Origin of the sequence: Paraburkholderia fungorum (assembly GCF_046027215.1) — a bacterium.
Classification (GTDB): Bacteria; Pseudomonadota; Gammaproteobacteria; order Burkholderiales; family Burkholderiaceae; genus Paraburkholderia; species Paraburkholderia fungorum_D.
Window position 1 is genome coordinate 1941387 of record NZ_JAQQEN010000001.1, and the last position, 18721, is coordinate 1960107.

General features: G+C 59.8%; 16 protein-coding genes and 1 tRNA gene. 8 read left to right on the plus strand and 9 right to left on the minus strand.

Features of this window, described 5'->3' with window-relative positions; all coding sequences use genetic code 11:
- Positions 1 to 16 precede the first annotated feature (16 nt).
- Positions 17 to 730, plus strand: a complete 714-nt coding sequence (gene ispD / locus PQR27_RS08625) for a 2-C-methyl-D-erythritol 4-phosphate cytidylyltransferase (RefSeq protein ID WP_408523203.1) — start codon at positions 17 to 19, stop codon at positions 728 to 730.
- 36 nt (positions 731 to 766) lie between these two features.
- The gene (gene ispF / locus PQR27_RS08630) at positions 767 to 1246 is read left to right on the plus strand and encodes a 2-C-methyl-D-erythritol 2,4-cyclodiphosphate synthase (protein ID WP_408523204.1); all 480 of its coding nucleotides are present in this window, start codon (positions 767 to 769) and stop codon (positions 1244 to 1246) included.
- A gap of 696 nt (positions 1247 to 1942) precedes the next feature.
- Here the strand turns inward: ispF and PQR27_RS08635 are convergent.
- The 4 genes from PQR27_RS08635 to ompR form a co-directional block, all read right to left on the minus strand.
- On the minus strand, positions 1943 to 2467 hold the full coding sequence (locus PQR27_RS08635) for a carboxymuconolactone decarboxylase family protein (protein WP_408523206.1): 525 nt from the start codon (positions 2465 to 2467) through the stop codon (positions 1943 to 1945).
- A 77-nt stretch (positions 2468 to 2544) separates the two neighbouring features.
- A complete protein-coding gene (locus PQR27_RS08640) occupies positions 2545 to 3093 on the minus strand; it encodes a peroxiredoxin (protein WP_325042768.1) in 549 nt (182 codons plus the stop codon).
- Positions 3094 to 3279: 186 nt separating this feature from the next.
- Positions 3280 to 4629, minus strand: a complete 1350-nt coding sequence (gluS, locus tag PQR27_RS08645; protein WP_408523207.1) for a two-component system sensor histidine kinase GluS — start codon at positions 4627 to 4629, stop codon at positions 3280 to 3282.
- A gap of 340 nt (positions 4630 to 4969) precedes the next feature.
- Positions 4970 to 5704, minus strand: coding sequence for an osmolarity response regulator transcription factor OmpR (gene ompR, locus PQR27_RS08650; RefSeq protein WP_408523208.1), 735 nt, complete (start codon positions 5702 to 5704; stop codon positions 4970 to 4972).
- Between the two features lie 229 nt (positions 5705 to 5933).
- Here ompR and PQR27_RS08655 point away from each other — a divergent pair, with 229 nt between their 5' ends.
- The 3 genes from PQR27_RS08655 (at position 5934) to PQR27_RS08665 (ending at position 9405) form a co-directional block, all read left to right on the plus strand.
- The gene (locus PQR27_RS08655) at positions 5934 to 6263 is read left to right on the plus strand and encodes a hypothetical protein (RefSeq protein WP_408523210.1); all 330 of its coding nucleotides are present in this window, start codon (positions 5934 to 5936) and stop codon (positions 6261 to 6263) included.
- A gap of 309 nt (positions 6264 to 6572) precedes the next feature.
- Positions 6573 to 8051, plus strand: coding sequence for a DUF1800 domain-containing protein (locus tag PQR27_RS08660; protein ID WP_408525441.1), 1479 nt, complete (start codon positions 6573 to 6575; stop codon positions 8049 to 8051).
- A 112-nt stretch (positions 8052 to 8163) separates the two neighbouring features.
- Positions 8164 to 9405: a DUF1501 domain-containing protein gene (locus PQR27_RS08665; RefSeq protein WP_408523212.1), complete on the plus strand. Its 1242-nt coding sequence runs from the start codon at positions 8164 to 8166 to the stop codon at positions 9403 to 9405.
- Positions 9406 to 9455: 50 nt separating this feature from the next.
- Here the strand turns inward: PQR27_RS08665 and PQR27_RS08670 are convergent, their stop codons facing one another.
- On the minus strand, positions 9456 to 10280 hold the full coding sequence (locus PQR27_RS08670; RefSeq protein WP_408523214.1) for a squalene/phytoene synthase family protein: 825 nt from the start codon (positions 10278 to 10280) through the stop codon (positions 9456 to 9458).
- Positions 10281 to 10511: 231 nt separating this feature from the next.
- On the opposite strand from PQR27_RS08670, the gene PQR27_RS08675 reads away from it, so the two are divergent.
- Positions 10512 to 10598: transfer RNA gene (locus PQR27_RS08675), tRNA-Leu, on the plus strand.
- A 120-nt stretch (positions 10599 to 10718) separates the two neighbouring features.
- Here the strand turns inward: PQR27_RS08675 and PQR27_RS08680 are convergent.
- Positions 10719 to 11936: an FAD-dependent monooxygenase gene (locus PQR27_RS08680; protein ID WP_408523215.1), complete on the minus strand. Its 1218-nt coding sequence runs from the start codon at positions 11934 to 11936 to the stop codon at positions 10719 to 10721.
- A gap of 173 nt (positions 11937 to 12109) precedes the next feature.
- On the opposite strand from PQR27_RS08680, the gene PQR27_RS08685 reads away from it, so the two are divergent.
- The gene (locus PQR27_RS08685; protein ID WP_408523217.1) at positions 12110 to 13054 is read left to right on the plus strand and encodes a LysR family transcriptional regulator; all 945 of its coding nucleotides are present in this window, start codon (positions 12110 to 12112) and stop codon (positions 13052 to 13054) included.
- A 19-nt stretch (positions 13055 to 13073) separates the two neighbouring features.
- Here PQR27_RS08685 and PQR27_RS08690 read toward each other — a convergent pair whose 3' ends face one another.
- The 3 genes from PQR27_RS08690 to PQR27_RS08700 all read right to left on the minus strand — a co-directional run bounded on the left by PQR27_RS08690 (position 13074) and on the right by PQR27_RS08700 (position 16947).
- Positions 13074 to 14195 (minus strand): tyramine oxidase subunit B, encoded by a 1122-nt coding sequence (locus tag PQR27_RS08690; protein WP_408523219.1) that lies wholly within the window; start codon positions 14193 to 14195, stop codon positions 13074 to 13076.
- Positions 14196 to 14261: 66 nt separating this feature from the next.
- On the minus strand, positions 14262 to 15536 hold the full coding sequence (gene eno, locus PQR27_RS08695; RefSeq protein ID WP_408523221.1) for a phosphopyruvate hydratase: 1275 nt from the start codon (positions 15534 to 15536) through the stop codon (positions 14262 to 14264).
- Position 15537: 1 nt separating this feature from the next.
- Positions 15538 to 16947 (minus strand): glycerate kinase type-2 family protein, encoded by a 1410-nt coding sequence (locus PQR27_RS08700; RefSeq protein ID WP_408523223.1) that lies wholly within the window; start codon positions 16945 to 16947, stop codon positions 15538 to 15540.
- Positions 16948 to 17129: 182 nt separating this feature from the next.
- Between PQR27_RS08700 and PQR27_RS08705 the strand changes: the two genes are divergently transcribed.
- Positions 17130 to 18533 (plus strand): aminotransferase-like domain-containing protein, encoded by a 1404-nt coding sequence (locus PQR27_RS08705; protein ID WP_408523225.1) that lies wholly within the window; start codon positions 17130 to 17132, stop codon positions 18531 to 18533.
- Positions 18534 to 18721 lie beyond the last annotated feature (188 nt).

Sequence of the window (18721 nt, forward strand, 5' to 3'; positions counted from 1 at the left end):
CGCGGCATCCGCACTCGTGACTTCCCGTCTATTTGCCCTGATTCCGTGCGCTGGCACCGGCAGCCGTTCCGGCGCCGCGATGCCCAAACAATATCGCACTGTCGCCGGCCGCGACATGTTGCATTACTCGCTGGCCGCGTTCGACGCGTGCAGCGAGTTTGCGCAAACGCTGGTCGTGATCGCCCCTGACGACCAGCATTTCGACGGCCGCCGCTTTGGCGGCTTGCGTTTTGCGGTACGCCGCTCGGGCGGTGCGTCGCGCCAGGCGTCGGTGCTGAACGGGCTGCACGCGCTGGCCGAATTCGGCGCACGCGACGACGACTGGGTGCTGGTACACGACGCCGCACGGCCGGGCATTACGCCGTCTATGATCCGCACGTTGATTGGCGCGCTGAAGGACGACCCGGTGGGTGGCATTATGGCTTTGCCGGTGGCGGACACCTTGAAGCGCATCGATACCGCGTCATCCGACGGCCGGATTGCCCGTACTGAGGCGCGCGATGGATTGTGGCAGGCGCAGACGCCGCAGATGTTCCGTATTGGCATGCTGCGCGAGGCGATTCTGCGCGCGCAGGCGGACGGTCATGACCTGACTGACGAAGCTAGCGCGATCGAGTGGCTTGGGCATGCGCCGAAGCTGGTGCAAGGCAGCTTGCGCAATTTCAAGGTCACGTATCCGGAGGACTTCGATCTGGCTGAGGCGATTCTGTGTCGGCCGTCGGCTTCCTGATTCGGTGTTTCATTTTATTTAACGGGCTAGACGCATATGGATTTCAGAATTGGGCAGGGGTATGACGTGCATGCGTTGGTGCCGGGGCGTCCTCTGATTATTGGCGGCGTGACGATTCCTTACGAGCGTGGCCTGCTTGGGCATTCGGATGCGGATGTGCTGTTACATGCCATTACTGATGCTATTTTTGGCGCTGCCGCGATGGGGGATATTGGGCGGCATTTCTCTGATACTGATGCGAAGTTTGCTGGCGCGGATAGCAGGGTTTTATTGCGGGAGTGTTTTGCTCGCGTTAAGGCTGCTGGGTTTTCTATTGCCAACGTGGATAGCAGTGTTGTTGCTCAGGCACCAAAGCTGGCGCCGCATATTGAAGGAATGCGGGCTAATATCGCTATGGATCTTGACCTGCCGGTCGAGCGGGTTAATGTCAAGGCTAAGACTAATGAGAAGCTTGGGTATCTCGGGAGGGGAGAGGGGATTGAAGCCCAAGCTGTTGTTTTGTTGATCAGGGGGTGAGGTTTTTTTTGCCTTTGGCGGCGGCATTATTTGCTGTGTGCCTACGGCGTTGGTTGTTTCTGTTCTTATTGGTCTATTAGCGTTCCCCCTGTGCGGGGGGGCACCTACTTTTCTTTGCCGCCGCAAAGAAAAGTAGGCAAAAGAAAGCGGCTCCAACCGCTAATTTTTAAGCGGCTCCCCTGGCTTGGAGGGTGTAGTGGCTCCGTAGAGATTGAGCCTGCGCACCTTCCCGCCTGAGTGACCAGGCCGTCATGCTTCCGGCGGCGCTGCGCGCGCCGGGGCGGTACTTCACGAAACCATTGGTGTTTTCGGCGCCTCGCCGAGGCGAAGCCGATGGCCCCCACCGCGCCCAAACGAAGCACCGGGTTTCCCTGGCAGACCCGTCCGCGACGCACGCAGTGCGGAGTGGGAGCGGATGACGGCTGTGTCACAGACCGTTATGAACCGAGGTGTGATCCGTTTATCGCACCACTAGCCCCTCCAAGCCAGGAGACCCGCTTAAGAGTTGGCGGTTTGAGCCGCTTTCTTTTGCCTACTTTTCTTTGCGGCGGCAAAGAAAAGTAGGTGCCGCCCCGCACAGGGGCGAAGCTAATAAACCAATAACAAATCAAGGAAAGGCCAACGAGGCAAGAACGAGGAAACGCCGCCGCCAAGGCAATCAAAAAAACCCCCACCGCCAACGGCAAAAAACCGCAACTATTTCCCTTCAGCAGCAATACACTGCGCAGCAGCGTTAACAACAGCCGCGATACGTCCAACATCCCTCAATTGAGGGGAACTCATCCCTTCAGCGATCAGCGTATCAAAGTGCGATTTCACACAAAAATGGCATTTGCCAATAATAGAAGCCGCCAACGCATACATCTCAAACCGTCGCTTATCAACCCCGCCATGCGAAGCATAAGCATTCATCCGCAATTGCGCCGGCTGCGATTTAAGATCAGCGTTCTCCGCCATCTCAACATAGGGATACCAGACATTATTCATCCCCATCAGCGCTGCGGCCGTCAGCGCGCCATTCGTCTCTTCAGGAGACAAAACCCCAGCATTGCGAATCGCATCAACAATCACCGTACTTTTGGCGGCAAAAGCAGCCGCCAACGCGACCCCGACCGCGTCATTCCCCTCAAGCGAAGAACGTGCAATCGTCCCGTCCAGATTCAGCCGGATGTCCTTGGCATAGTCAGGTACGAGTTCCTTAATCGAAGATAAGAATTCCATTGATATCTCCTATCGAATTGTCGACAAAAAAAGCCCGCCGGCTCTTTCAAGCTTAGCGGGCTTTTCATCTGCCATGTTTACAGCGTTGCGCCGCCAACCGCGCGGTTGCAAGGGCACAGTTCGTCTGTTTGCAAACCGTCCAGAATCCGTAGCACTTCTTCCGGGTTACGGCCGACGTTCAGGTTGTTCACCGAAACGTGCTGGATCGTGTTGTCCGGGTCGACGATAAACGTCGCGCGCAATGCCACACCCGCTTCCTTGTCACGCACGCCGAGCTGGTCGATCAGCTCGCCCTTCACATCGCCGAACGCATAGTGGTTCAGCTTGCTCAGGTCCTTGTGCTCGCGGCGCCAGGCCAGCTTCACGAATTCGTTATCCACGCTTCCACCCAGCAGCACCGCATCGCGTTCTTCGAAATCCTTGGCCAGCTTGCCGAACTCGACGATTTCCGTCGGACACACGAAAGTGAAATCCTTCGGGTAGAAATAAATGATCTTCCACTTGCCAGGGAACGACTGCTCCGTGATCTCTTCGAATGCCGACACGCCGTTTTCTTCGTGATTGTTGAAGCCCGGCTTGGCAGCAGTGACAGTGAACGCTTCGACTTTATCGCCAACGGTTTTCATGCGAGTGCTCCTTCTTGTGATGGAAAAACAGCATGTTGAGGCTACCAGCTCGTCGTAACGAGCACGTTACACGTCTTTGACTATAACTCTATTGAACTATCCGTTCAATAGTTTTTAACTAACAACCCGGATAGTTATTATTCAACGCGGCAGTTAGCCACAGCCGCGGCGCGAGGCTCGCCAGGCTCACGCGCCTCTGGCCAGCGGAAACTCGATCGTGACCTCGAGCCCCGGTCCTGGCGTGCGATTGCGCAAGCGCAGGGCGCCACGATAACGGCCCACCAGGCGCTGAACAATTGCCATGCCAAGGCCCGTGCCGTTCGCCTGCGTGCGTGCCGAATTCACACGATAGAACGGTCGTGTGACAAGCGCCAATTGGTCTTCCGGAATGCCCGGCCCTTCATCGACCACGGACAACTCGACCCGCGAGTGCGATACCCGTGTTTCCAGAATCACATGCGGAATGCCGTCGCCGTCGCTGAGCCCGTATTTGCGCGCATTCTCCAGCAGATTGCCCACCACGCGCCGCATGTCGGTTTCGTCGGCCTCGATCACTGCCGATGGCGCGAGCCGCGTGATCAGCCGCATGCTGTCTTCGCTCGCCATGCGCGCCGCCAGTTCTCCTGCGATCACCGAGAGGTCGACAGGTTCCGGTGCCCGTTGCACCGGGCGAGCGTAGTCGAGGAATCGGCCGATGATCATGTCCATCTGCTCGATGTCGTCGACCATCGCATCTTTGGTGGCCTGGTCGGACGGGCTCATTTCTGTTTCGAGCCGCAGCCGCGCAAGCGGCGTGCGCAGATCGTGCGAAATACCAGCGAGCATGAGCGCACGGTCGGCCTCGAGCTGTTCGAGGTCCTGCACCATCTGGTTGAAACTGCGATTGGTTTCGGCGGCCACACCCATGCCGCGTTCAGGCAGCGGCTCGGGCGATTGCCCCGAGCCGACCTTGCGCGCGGCCATGGCGAGCCGGGCAAATGGACGGTTCACCAGACTCGTAATGAACGCCGCGCCGAATAGCGACAGCGCAAGCGCGAACACCCCCCAGCCGGCCCATTGCAGGCCGGTGGCGTTGTCGAGCTGATCGCGGTCGAGTGCGACCCAGTAGTCGTCGTCGTCGATCTTGAAGCTGATCCATACGCCGGGGATATCGTTGACGGTCTGCGCGATCACCGTATCGTCGCCGAGGCGGCCACGGATGTCGTGCTCGATCAGCCGGTTCAGCGACTCGTCGGGTTGCAGTTTGTACTTGTCGGAGGTTTCGCGTGGGTACACGCGCACCCCTTCATTGCTCTCCAGATCCTGCAGCAGCGCGCGCCGCAGGTCGGGATCGGAATAGAGGAGCGCGGTGCGCGTGAGCTTGACGATGGCGACCAGTTGCAAGGCCACGCGCTGCGCGCGCGGCTCGCGTTCGATCACCCGGAAGCTCTGGAACCACGCGGCGAGACTGACTGCGATCAACAGCGCGATCAACAGAAAGGTCCGCCAGAAAAGGCCGCCGAACGCGAGCGTCAGGAGGCGCCGGTCGATCCGCATGGGCCCTTCTTATTTGGAACTATCTTGCATGGGACGAGAGTTAGGGCTTTGCATGGGACCAGAGTAATCGCGCTTAAGCGCGAAGTCTTGTCGATAGCTAAAGCATCAACTCTGGTCGACAGCTTTGCTTGGGACCAGACGTAAGGCGCTAAAGCGCCAACTCTGGTCGACAGCTTTGCATGGGACCAGACGTAAGGAGCTAAAGCATCAACTCTGGTCGACAGCTTTGCATGGGACCAGAGATAAGGCGCTAAAGCGCCAACTCTGGTCGACAGCTTTGCATGGGACCAGACGTAAGGCGCTAAAGCGCCAACTCTGGTCGACAGATGCGGGGACAAACTCAGGCTGCACCGTCAGGAATGAACACGTAACCAAGTCCCCACACGGTTTGAATGAAACCCGGACTGCCCGGATCGGGTTCAATCAGCTTGCGCAGACGCGAAATCTGCACGTCGAGACTGCGGTCGAAAACTTCATATTCACGGCCGCGTGCCAGCTCCATCAGCTTTTCACGCGACAGCGGTTGCCGCGGGTGACGGGCAAACACCTTCAGCACAGAAAACTCGCCAGTGGTCAGCGGGATTTCCTGGCCGGCCTTGGTCAAGGTACGTTTGGCCAGATTCAGTGCGAACTCGCCGAACTCGAACATCTCGGCTGTTTCCGAGGGCGCGCCAGGCAACTCGGACGGCGACTGACGGCGCAGCACCGCGTGGATTCGCGCAACCAGCTCGCGCGGGTTGAATGGCTTGGGCAGGTAGTCGTCAGCGCCCATTTCGAGCCCGACGATACGATCGACGTCTTCACCCTTGGCGGTGAGCATGATGATCGGCGTGCGGTCGTTGCTGCCACGCAGACGGCGGCAGATCGACAGACCATCTTCGCCTGGAAGCATCAGGTCGAGCACCAGCAGGTCGAAACGCTCACGCACCCAGAGCTTGTTCATGGACGGCGCGTTCTCGGCAACGTAGACATTGAAGCCCTGTTCACCGAGGTAGCGGCGCAGCAGATCGCGCAGTCGCTGATCGTCATCGACGACGAGGATTTTCGAAGGGTTTTTGGTTTCCATGTGCGGCATATTAGCGCGATTAGAAAGTGGTGCGCGGGTACATCATTTAACGGGTTACAGTCAGTTACAAAATTTACCCGCAGTGTGGCACGGCGTAAAGCGGGGGCAGGTAGACTCCTTTACTGAATGCGGCTGTTCGGTGGATACTTCACTCGACTAAAATTCTCGCACCCGGCTCGCTACCGGGGTTTGTATACGCATTTGAGGTAGCCGGTTGCCGCGCCACGAAGGGAACAACATGAAGGGAGGGGTTTGGCCGAATGTGCGCCTGAGCGTGACTGCACTGGCGGTAGCCGGTACGCTCGCAGGCACACTGGGATCCACGCTCGCCCATGCCCAGCCTTCCGCCGACAGAGCTGCGAGCGAGCAACACGCGCCCCGCTCAGGCAACGCCAGAACGAACCGCCACAACCCGGATGCCGACCATCCAGCGTCAGATGTGATGTTGCGCACCGCAGTCCCCCCCGATCTTGATCAACGTCGTCGTGACGGCCATATGACGCCCGACGAACGGCGCCTGCTGCGTCAGCACATCGAAGACGCTGTCCGCGAGCTCTATAAGCGGTAGCGATTTTCGTGCCCGCTCAGGGCACGCCTCTCGCGTTCACCGCGCATGAAAGATTTCGTTGCACTTCCCCCGTCAACTTTTCCGTTAAACGTGCCGTTGAGTCGCCAGAGCGTCACACGCATTGCTTGCGCGGATGCGTTTGCCGTGACGTCCCGCGAACCCGGATGATCGATGATGAAATTGCTGACAGGCGGTAATTGTGGGCGATGGTTTGTAGTCACCGCCGCGGCGCTGGTTACCCTGGCGTGCGGATTACCGGCAACGGCCGGGCAGCAGGGCGCGCCTCATGGTTCGCGCATCAAACACCGTATGCCGGCCACCACATCCGCGGCTTCGTCGATTGGACAACAGAACATCCTCGACGCCGATGAGGCGCGTTTCTTCCTCACCCGCGTCGGCTTAGCGCCGGACCATGCCGAGGTCGCGCAATACATTGGCTCGACGCGGCAGCAGGCCGTCGACACGGTGCTGGCGACAACCCGAACCGAAGCCGTCACGCCGCTGCCCGATTGGGTGCTCGAGCCGGTCCCCACTCGCGAAGCGAGCAAGGCATGGACCGTCGATCAACGTCGCGACGAGCAGCGTCTGCGCGGGCAGCGTTACGAAATATTACGTGCGTGGTGGGTGCGCGAGATGGCGAGCACGCCGTCGCCGCTCACTGAGCGCATGACGCTCTTCTGGCACAACCATTTCACTTCAGGTCAGGACAAGGTTCAGTATCCGCAGCAGATGGCGTTGCAAAACATGCTGTTGCGCCGCGACGCGCTCGGCAATTTTGGCGAGCTGTTGCACGACGTCGCGAAAGACCCGGCGATGCTGCAGTACCTGGATGGCGCGAGCAATCGTAAAGGCAAGCCCAATGAGAACTTCGCGCGTGAAGTGATGGAACTGTTCACGCTCGGCGAAGGACATTACACGCAGCAGGACGTGTCGGAGGCCGCGCGCGCATACACGGGGTGGAGTCTCGATCCCGACACCGCGGGGTACGTGTGGCGTCCCAATCAGCACGATGACGGCGAGAAGACGGTGCTCGGCCAGACTGGCCCATTCGATGGCGATCAGGTGCTCGACATCCTGCTTGCGCGCCCGGAGACTGCCACTTTCGTCACGGCCAAACTGTGGCGCGAGTTCGTGTCCGACACGCCCGACGCGGCCCGCATTGCGCCGATTGCCGCGCAGTTTCGCGCGAGCCACTACGACATCAAGGTCGCGTTGCGTGGGCTCTTCATGAGCGACGCGTTCTGGGACGACGACAATCGCGGCGTGCTTGTGAAGTCGCCGGCGGAATTCGTGGTCGGGACGTTGCGCGCTTTCGATATCGGTTACGACAACACGGCGCCGTTCGCCGCGCAGATTCGCACGCTCGGCGAGAACCTGTTTTACCCGCCGAACGTCAAAGGATGGCCGGGCGGTACGGCGTGGATCAACAGTTCGACGCTGCTTGCGCGTAAGCAGTTCGTCGGACAGCTGTTTCGCGCGACGGAAACCGCCAGTACGCGAGGCATGAGCAACGCGATGAACGGCAGAATCGCGATGGGCAGTGCGCAGGCTAACCCTTCGGTGCAGCGCGCAATGGCGCGAATCGGTCAAGGAGGCGTACGCTTTGACATCGACACGTGGCTCGCGCGCTACAACACTTCGCCTGCCGCGAAGCCGGGACTCTCGGCGGAGCTTCAATTGCAGCATGCGGTGCTGCCGCTGACACCGGTCGACGCGATCGAAACCGGTTCGACCGCCAGCGCTTATCTGGAAGCCCTGCTGATGGACCCGGCTTATCAGCTCAAATGAGCCAGCTCAAATAAGCCAGCTCGAATGAGCCAGCTCGAATAAGCAGTTCAAATGCAACGGCCGTCGGCGGCGATGCAATGACATGCGCCCAGACAATCGAACGAGGTGCAGGATGAAACGACGCAGCTTTCTTTCGATGGGCGCAGCCACTGGCGCGGCACTGTGGCTGCCGCGCGCGTTCGGCGCCCAGGCGGCAGTGCCGCGCGCACCGACAAGCCGCGGCTATGGCAACCTGCTGATCCTCGTCGAACTGAAGGGGGGCAACGACGGTTTGAACACCGTGATCCCGTTTGCCGATCCCACTTACTATCAGTTGCGCAAGAACATCGGCATCAAACGCGAGCAGGCAATTCAACTCGATGAACGCACTGCACTGCACCCGTCGCTGCAGCCGCTCGTGCCGCTGTGGCAGAGCCAGCAACTCGCGATCGTGCAGGGCGTCAGCTACACGCAGCCGAACCTGTCGCATTTTCGCTCGATCGAGATCTGGGACACCGCTTCGCGTTCGGATCAATATTTGCGCGAAGGCTGGCTCACGCGTGCTTTTGCGCAAACGCCGGTGCCGCCAGGTTTTGCTGCCGACGGCGTGGTGATCGGCAGCGCTGAAATGGGCCCGCTCGCGAACGGCGCGCGAGCGATCGCGCTCGTCAATCCCGCGCAGTTCGTCAAGGCTGCGCGCCTTGCCACGCCGGTATCGCTTCACGAGCGCAATCCGGAGCTCGCGCACATTCTCGAGGTCGAGAACGACATCGTGAAGGCCGCCGACCACCTGCGTCCCGCGCAAGGTCAGGCGCAGTTGAAAACCGTCTTTCCGGGCGGCGTATTCGGCACGTCGATCAAAACGGCCATGCAGGTGTTGGCCGCTGGCGATGCCCCGAAGGACGTCCCCGCAGGGGACCTGCCTCAAGCGCAACGCAGCGGACAAGGCGTCGCGGTCATCCGTCTCACGCTGAACGGTTTCGACACGCATCAGAATCAGCCGGGCCAGCAGGCGGCGTTGCTCAGGCAGTTGGCGGAAGGATTCACGTCGATGAAATCCGCGCTCATCGAGCTAGGCCGTTGGGACGATACGCTCGTGATGACTTATGCGGAGTTCGGACGGCGCCCGCGCGAGAATCAGAGCAACGGCACCGACCATGGCACCGTTGCGCCGCATTTCGTGACGGGCGGGCGCGTGCGAGGCGGTCTGTATGGTGCGGCGCCGCTGCTCGCACGCCTGGATGGCAATGGCAATCTGCCGGTCGGCGTCGATTTTCGCCAGTTGTACGCGACCGTCCTCGGGCCGTGGTGGGGGCTCGACGCGTCCACGGTTCTGCAGCAGCGCTTCGAGCCGCTGCCGCTGTTACGCGGTTGACGATGGGCGCAAGGTAATCCGGTCGGCGTGGCAGCCGTTGCTTCGCTCGCCTACCTGGCGCGCCACGCGATCCACAGCTTGCGAATCGGCGTCAACGCGATGCGTTGATGCAGCACGTGATAGCCGTCGCGTTCGATTTCATCCAGCAGCGCCAACGCGAGTGCCGCCTGTGCCACGAGGGTACGCTGCGACCGCCGCTCCTTGGCCGGCAGCGCGGCGAGCGCCGCGTGCAACGCGTCGCGCGCGCGCTTTGTCTCGAAGCGCATCAGCTCGGTGAAGGCATCGGAATATTTCCGATTGATCAGATCGGCTGCGGTCACATTAAAGCGCTGCATCTCGTCGATCGGAATATAGATACGGCCGTGACGCGCGTCGTTCCCGGTTTCGACGACAAACTGCGCGAGCAGCAGCGCTTCGCCGAGCGCGGCGGACCAGTTCGACGCCTGCGCGGAATCCCTGGCCGATGCGCGAGCCACGAGCGACGCGAATGTGCCGCCGACGTTTTGCACGTAGCGCCGCAGATTCGGATAGTCGAGATAACGCGCCTGGTCGAGGTCCATTTCGAAGCCGGCGAGCAACGCGTGCAACGCCGGATATTCGGCCTGCACGTCGGGCAGATAGGCTGCCAACGCCTTTGAAACCGGATGCGACGGGGCGCCCGAGGCCAGCGATGCGATCTCGTTTTGCCACCACGCGAGCTTGGTGCGGCCGATCGCCGGGTCGCTGGTGTCCTTGACGGTTTCCTCGAACTCGCGGCGTAGTGCGAAGAGCGCGGTCAGGAGCGGCTGGCTTGCTGCAGGCGCCTGGCGAAGCGCGTAGTAAGTGCTCGATCCGGGCGGCGCCGCTTTCTGCTGGCAATATTCGTCGAAATTCACGGGCTTGGATTATGGGGAAGGGCAGGCAAAGAGGGGCAGGGCATATCTGCGACTAACCAAAAATTGTAGCATCGACGCTTCTTTGACAGATGTCAGGCGGGTGCAGACAAGCGCGAATCAATCGGTTAGAATCTCGCGCTTACGCTTTCGGGCGCGCGATCTGGCGTGTTCCTGAGCTTGCAGGGCATCGGGCGTGACGCATTGTGTCGTGCCTGGCAGGTATAAAAATTCGCGTGAGTGGCGAAATTGGTAGACGCACCAGGTTTAGGTCCTGACGGGAGCAATCTCGTGCCGGTTCGAGTCCGGCCTCACGCACCAGGAAAAAAGGCCATGTTCCGGTTTCGGAACATGGCCTTTTTTCATTGCGGTGTCTCGTTGGCAGGGTGTACGGGTGACATCAGGCGATGACGAAAACGAAATCGCTCTCGCGTGGCGGGTTCAAAGCCAGGTGCCTCCCTGACGTTCGCTCGGCTCCTGTGTGAGGGCGTCGAAATCGTGAATCCAATCCAGATGATGTAGTGCGCTGTCGCGCGCGCCAAGCCGCGCGTTGCGCGCCTGCGCTGCCGGACCCTCGGGCAAATGCAGCACGTCCGCAGTGGAAATCGACGCGTACTGCACTCTGCGCGTGCGGCCCCGGCGCAAGCGCTCGTAGGCTTCCTGCGCCTCGCGCCAATTGCCTGGGCCGGCCTTGGCAAGTTGCGCGGCCAGCACGACGGCGTCCTCGATCGACTGGTTGGCGCCTTGACCGTGGTGCGGGACCAGCGCATGCGCGGCATCGCCGATCAGGGTCACCCGGCCCTTGCTCCAACGGCCGAGCGGAGGACGATGGAACAGGCCCCAGCGCTGGCTAACCGGTACAGCCGTGATCATCTGCACCAGGGCCGGATGCCAGTCCCTGAACAGGCGCAGTTGCTCACCCTCACTAGCTGGCAGCACCCAGTCGCGCGACGGCCACGGCGATGGATGACGCTCAACCAGAAGGAAATTCTGGTCGCCGTTGTCACCGATCGGATAGTGCAGCAGATGGCCCTGTGGTCCGATCCAGAACTGGATGGTCTCGGGATCGGGCAGCAGGTCCATGCGCCCGGCCGGCACCACACCGCGAAAACCCGAGCAGCCCGAATACAGGGCGTCGTCATAGCCAAGCATCCAGTGCCGCGTGATTGAGCGCGCGCCGTCGGCGCCGATCACAAGATCGGCTTCGACGCGCTGACCGTTGTCGAACGCCAGGCTAACGCGATCCGGATGCTGCGTGAGATCGACCAGCCGATGGCTGAGATTGATGTGCTCCAGTCCGACCGCCTTCGACAGCACGGCCTGCAGATCGGCACGATGAACACCCCAGTACGAGCCTCCGAATTGCTCGCGATAACTGGGTACGCCGCGATGATGTCCGAGGACTGCGCCACTGCGTCCATCACGATAGATCAGGGCGGGTATTTCTGCGCACACCGCCTCGAAGGCCGTACGCAGTCCCATCCGATCGTAGAAGCGCGTCGCATTGGCCGAAAGCGCGACGGCCGCTCCTACCTCCCGCAGCTCGTCGGTCTGCTCGTAAAGCTTCGCATCGATTCCACGCTCGCGCAGCGCAAGCGCAAGCGTCAGGCCGCCGATGCCTGCACCGATGATGGCAATCTTCAGATCGTTCTGTTGCATGACTGTGTCTCCGATATCCAGGTCTATAGGTCTGACCTGGCGCGTCGAGCGTCAAGGTCATGGCGAATGTGTGCGCCGTGTCAGTATTGTCAGCACCGGACCGTCATCCCGCAATAAAATGGAAGCAATGTGCTTCATCACTGATTTGAATGAGCGCGTGTCACGCGAGAGCTATGGAACTGAGCGATGTCGACCTTAATCTGCTGCTGCTTTTCCAACGCCTGATGCAGGAGCGGCGCGTGTCGACGGTAGCCGAGCAGATGAACATGAGTCAGCCTGGCGTCAGCAATGCGCTCGCCAAACTGCGTCGCCGGCTGGGTGATCCGCTGTTCGTACGCGGGCCGGGTGGCGTGTTGCCCACCCCGTTCGCGCTGCGTCTGGCGGAACCGGTCTCGCAGGCACTCGCGACTTTGCACGCTGCGCTCAACCCCGAGACCGGGTTCGATCCGCTGCTCGCCTCGCGCACTATCACGATCGGAATGACCGATATCGGCGAGGTTGTATTCCTGCCCGCGCTGGTCGAACGCCTTTCGCGCGTCGCACCGGGCATCGCGCTCAATACAGTGCGCAACGCGAGCGTCAATCTGCGCGACGAGATGGCCGAAGGCCGAGTCGATCTCGCCATAGGCTTGCTGCCCCAACTGAAGGGCGGCTTCTATCAGCGCCGCCTGTTCGATCAACGGTATGTCTGCCTGTTCCGGCGCGGCCATCCGCTCGAGGACACGCCGCTGACGCTCGCTGCCTGGCGCGAAGCCGGGCATCTGGTCGTAGTATCGGCAGGCACCGGTCACGGGCAGGTAGACGAATGGCTGAAGCGGCGCGGCGTGCGGCGCGACGTGCGACTGACCGTGCCGCACTTCATGAGCGTCGGCAACATTCTGCAACGCACCGATCTGATCGCCACGGTTCCAGAGCGACTCGCCCTGGAACTGGCCACGCCTTTTTCGCTCGTCCTGCGCGCGTTGCCCATGACGCTGCCCGCCGCGCCAATCCATCTGCTTTGGCATGCACGAGTTCAGCAGGACGAGGGGAATCGCTGGCTGCGCGGAGTGGTGGGCGACCTGTTTGCGGATACGGCAACGCCTGTACGCAAGACAAAGTCGGTGAAAAAGCAGTGAAGAACCTATATTGACCACATCACAATGTGCTGGGCTTCGTCCAAAGATTCAGCGATTGGCCAATTCCCTCGCGAACTGCATTCCTGTACATTTCAAAGCCCCAGCTGATGTCGAAAACAGCCATGCCACACGCGATGAAAATGACCCGTTCCTGCGCGCTTTCCCGGCCGGGCTTATTGCCATTGACGACGTCACCCAGACCGGTCGAATCAGCCAGCGCGGGCAGTTTGCCGGCATCGATCAAGCGGTAGAACGGGCCGCCAATCACACCGCTGTAGTAGGCGTCCTTGTTCCCGGACGCGATAGCATCCTCGACATACGCCTCCTGCAAGGGAGTGTGATCGAAGACGATCTTGCAATTGGTCAGGAACGATTCGTCAGTATTGAACGGTCCCGACACCAGGATGGTTGCCCCTTCCTTGATCCACTCATCCTTGAAGTAGAGCGGCTTCAGGCGCGAGGCTGCGACCGTGATGACATCGGCATTGCGGAAGCCTTGTTCAGCCTGGTCGACGCCAATGGCGCTGATACGATATTTTTCCTCGACCCAGCCGGCAAATTCGTTCGCCTTGTCCAGGAAGACGTCGAAGCAGATGACCTTCTCGATCCCGTCGAGTTGGGTCATGATTGCCGTGAAGCAGGCCTTGTTTATCGGACCACAACCGATCACCGACACGGTCTTCGAATCCTTGTTGGTCAGATGCCTGGCTGCCACACCAGGCACAGCCCCGGTTCGTGCCGCACTCAGAAGATTCGCGGACATAAGCGCCAGTGGCGCCCCTGTGTCCTTGTCATTGAGCATCATGGTCAGAATCGAGCGCGGCAATCCCTTCTCGGCATTGGGATGGTTCGATCCATACCACTTATTGCCACAGACATCGAAGCGCCCACCCAGATAGCCGGGCATTGCAGCGAAGCGCCGGTCCGGTCCCGCCACCGGCATGTTGGGAAACGTCGTCTCTTTCGGAAAGACGATGTTCAGGCCGTGATTGTTGTGATTGGCGCCACCCATGAGGTAATCGCCCTTACCGAGAAGGCTGAAAGTCTCCTCGCATACGGAAACACAATGCGCTGCATCCAGTACGCCGGCTGTGATCATGTCCGGCTCTGAAAGATAGAGAAAGTCGATGTTCGGATACATTTGAGTTCACCTTTCCAAAATGAGTTGGGTCGTATATCGGCGGGTTTCAAACATCAGAAACGCGCGTCAAAACCGAAGAAGTGGCGAGATGTCATAGAGGCGGCAACCGGGGCTGCGTGCATTGGCGCGCATCAGGAAGTTCAGCTTTTCAATGCGTTCTCCGGAACGCGGCGCGCCGTTCTTTTGAAACGGAACCTGGAGCCCGACCGAGAAGTCCATTACGACGTCATCCACGACGCCACCGGAGCGGCCTGACGGCACCGCGATCATTCCGTGTTCTTCTGCAAATCGATAGGCATCCAGCGCCTCGGTGATCGTGCCGACCTGATTGGGCTTCAGTACGAAACCATTCACGGCCTGGAGTTCGTAAGCTTTCCTGAGCAAGGCCGGGTTGGTCACGGTCAGGTCGTCGCCAAGAACGATCGTGCGGTTGAGTTCGCGAACCGCTTTGATGTAGCCGTGCCAGTCGTTCTCGTCGAGCAGATCTTCGATAAAAACAAGGGGAAACGTTTCGCTCAGGAACCCGGCATAGGCGATGAGTTCGTCGGACGATACCCATTCGCCTTTAAGCAAATAGGTATTGGTCTCCTTGTTGTACATCTCGCTCGAAGCGCAATCGAGCGCGAAGGCAATTCGGCCTGTATAGCCGCACTCGTCAACGGCTTTTTGCATCAGTGCCAGAATCGTTTCGGGGTCGTCCGATGGCGCGGCATATCCGTAGGAACTGGCAACCTGTGGCTTATGCCCAAGGTAGTCCGTGAGCACGTCGGCGAGTTTCTGGAACACGGAGACCGCCATCTCAATGGAAGAATCGACGCGATCAGTGCCGTAGGGAACAATCAGAAATTCATTGAAAGCCTGCGTCAGCCCATCGTATCGGCCGCCGTTGATCAGGTTGAAGCAGGGGACGGGCACGGTCCGGATGTCGCCACCCGCGATGTGCTTATAAAGAGGCATCGAGAGCGCGGCAGCCGCAGCGCGGAAAGCCGCAACGGATACCGAGTAGATCGTATTGCCGCCCAGACGCCTCTTGTCAGGCGTGCCATCGAGAGCGATCATTTTTTTGTCGATGGCTCGCTGGTCGAACACGTTCATGCCAATGAGCGCCGGGCCTATGACGTTGACCGCATTGGCGACGGCTCGATGAACGCTGAGCCCTTTGTAGCTCGACGGGTCGTTGTCCCGCAGGACAAATGACTCGTGCATGCCAACCGAGGTGCCAGTGGGCGCTGCGCCCAGACCGATTGCACCGCTTTCCGTGCGTATCTCGACTTCGACGGCGGGGCGGCATTTGCAGTCGATGATCTGCTGTGCCCGGATAGATGCGATCCTGTCTTCCATGTTATTCACCCGCCTTCGGCTCAGGAATATAAAGAATGTTCAGGTCGCACAGGTTGGTGCCCGTGTTGCCTGTAAAAACAGTCGAGCTAATCGAATCGAGTGCCTCGAAGCAACTGTGCTCACGAAGCACCTGATACAGACTGATTCCTTTGTCGGCTGCGGCCTTGAAACTGGTGGAATCGGTAATGCCACCGGCTACATTCGCTGTGCCATCCGTGCCTTCGCTATCGATCGACAAAAGGCACGCGCCCTTGGTCCTCGCGGCCGCGATGGCAAAACTCACGGCCATTTCCTGGCCTGGGCCACCGTGACCCTTGATGACGCTGTTGTCGTCGATGAGCGTCGTCACCTCGCCGGAACTGAGCAGCACGCAAGGCGGCTTGACCGGGTTGCCGTATGTCTGGATTTCTCGCGCCATCGAAGCGAAGAAAGTGCCGGCGTCGCGGCTTTCGCCTTCGAGGAAGGACGAAACGATCATGGCCGGAAGGCCCATTTCCTCGCAGATTTCCTTGGCGTAGATGCAGGAATCCGGCAGCGTGTTGAGCAGGAAATAGGTGTTGTCGGGAAACGCTTTGGGCGTTTCCGCTTCAGGGCCTGCATTCATCAGATAATCGACAACGCTTGCAGGTAGCCGGTCAGCGACATGGCGATTGATGATCGTCGCGCGCGCGTCGTCCAACGTCGTCATGTCGGGGCCGATCGGTGTGCTTTTGTATGCCGAATAGGGTACGGCGATATCGCCCGTGGCGGGTGAGCCGACCGCGTCACTGATACCGAAACCAATCAGTTCGGCCCCTACATCCTGAATGCGCTTCGCCAGCATCCCGCCGTTCAAGGCTGAAATGTGACGACGCACGGCGTTGATTTCGTAAATGCCCGCGCCGGATTTCAGCAGCACGTCGGTCGTATCGATCTCGTCCTGCAAGGTAATGCCATCGATCGGACATGACATGAGCGCTGAACTGCCGCCGCTGATCACGGCAATGAACAGGTCCTCGGGCCCAGCCTGATCGACGAGTTCGATAATCTTCCTGGATGCGCGGTAGCCGTCTTCATTGGGTAGCGGGTGTCCACCAACGAAGACCTCGGTCCTGTTGAATCGATCTGTTTCCTCCGTGATCTTGACGATGGCGATCCCCTGCGTCAGGAAGTCTCCCAACACGTGATCCACGGCCATGGCCATGTGGTTGCAGGCCTTGCCGGCGCCGATCAGGTACACGTTGCGCTTCAGCGATAGATCCCATGAGCGGGTTCCAACATGCAACACGTTGCCTTCCATGCGCATGATGTTTCTGATCCGCCGGTAGCTGTCCAGGCGCTCGAGTGTCCGGTCGGCAATCTCGAGCACCACTCGCCTGGAGGACGAGTCACCTTGCGAGAGGATCGCGTTTGCATTTCGTATCTTGTTCATGCTGAGGAAAGCGGGTGAGAGTTATCGCCACAGGGAGACTCGGGCGGGATGGCTATCAATTTAGGCAAACGACCTGCACAGATACATGTACACTTGGCGGGATCGTGAGATAGCTGTAGAGGGCCTGGCACCTCTACACCTTTTCAGTTGTCCGTCCGAGTTCTTCCCCTTGTGCCGCCACGATGAAACCCGTTTTGACGCTGGATTCCCAATCGGATACGCCGCTTACCGTACAGATCGTGGCCGGGGTGATGAATGAGGTTGTGGAAAAGCGCTGGAGACCTGGCGCGCGCGTGCCGAGCATCCGTGCATTTGCCGGAGCGCACGGCGTGTCGACCTTCACCGTCGTCGAGGCCTACGACCGGCTGGTAGCGCAGGGTGTACTGGAAGCGCGGCGCGGATCGGGCTTTTATGTCTCTGACCGGAGCCATCACGCGCCGCAGAAGGTCGCCGAAAAGCTCGATGAGAGAATGACCAATGGCTGGCTATTGCGAAACTTTCTCGGCGCGAATGAAGGCGCGGTTTACGCGGGAGCCGGTTGGCTTCCTGAGCCATGGTTCGACAGCGATGGTCTCGCGCGGGCGCTCAGACAACTCGCATTGCAGCCTGAAAGTCTGCTGGGTTATGGGCACGCGAAGGGTTACGAACCATTGCGGGAACAGATAGCCCGACAGCTGTCGGACTATGAAATAGAAGTGGATGCCGGCGGCGTGCTGACGACCCTTGGCGCGAATCAATCGCTGGACCTTGTCATACGCCAGTTCACTCAACCGGGCGACACGGTCATGGTTGATGAGCCGTGCTATAGCGACCTGCTCGTTGCCTTGCGGTTGCGTGAGGTCGAAAGCATCGGGATACCGATGACACCGACCGGACCCGACATCTCCGTCCTGGAGACGGTTCTCGAAACGCGCCGTCCGAAAGTCTACTTCACGAATAGCCGGCTCCATAATCCCACCGGAGCGAGTTACAGCTCTGCGGCGGCCTTCAAATTGCTGAAAGCTGCGGAACGCCACAACTGCATGATCGTAGAAGACGATGTTTCCGCCGGTCTGGTCCAGGATTCGCACGTGACGCTGGCATCGATGGATCAACTGAAACACGTCATTTACATCGGCAGTTTCTCCAAAACAATAGGTGCGGGTTTGCGCGTCGGTTTCGTGGTCGCCGAGGCTGGGATACTCGAGGGTCTGCTCTATCAGAAGCTGGTGTCGGGTATGTCGACGCCAACCGTCACGGAACGGCTGGTGAGCGCGATACTGGCAGAAGGGCATTTTCGCAAACAGACGGAACAGTTGAGAGAGCGTCTCGCCACCGCTCAGGAACGGGTCTGTCGTCGGCTCGAAGCAATTGGGTTTGAGATCTTTTGCGAGCCCCGCGCTGGCATGTTCGTATGGGCGAGGCCGGCAGGCGTCGAACTGGATTCCGCGGAATTGGCCGAACGTGCCTTGGACGAGCGCATCCTGCTTGCGCCGGGACATCTGTTTTACGGCGGACACGTCAGGACTGGCTGGTTGCGATTCAACGTGGCACATAGCAACTTCGACCGGCTTTTTTCTTTTTTAGCGGAATCCGTTGCACGTTAGCGTTTCCGCCTCACAGTAGCGTCCTGCGGAACGGCATTGGTTGCCAGCCACTGCCGTGTTTACTTCTTCTGACCTCCAGATCATCTCGATAGCGCATAGGCGTCCGTATGCGTGCGCCGACAAACTCGGCTGAACCCTCCTCGTAGTCACCTTCCTGTTTCCGGTTGCGGCGATGTTGCCCGTCTGCG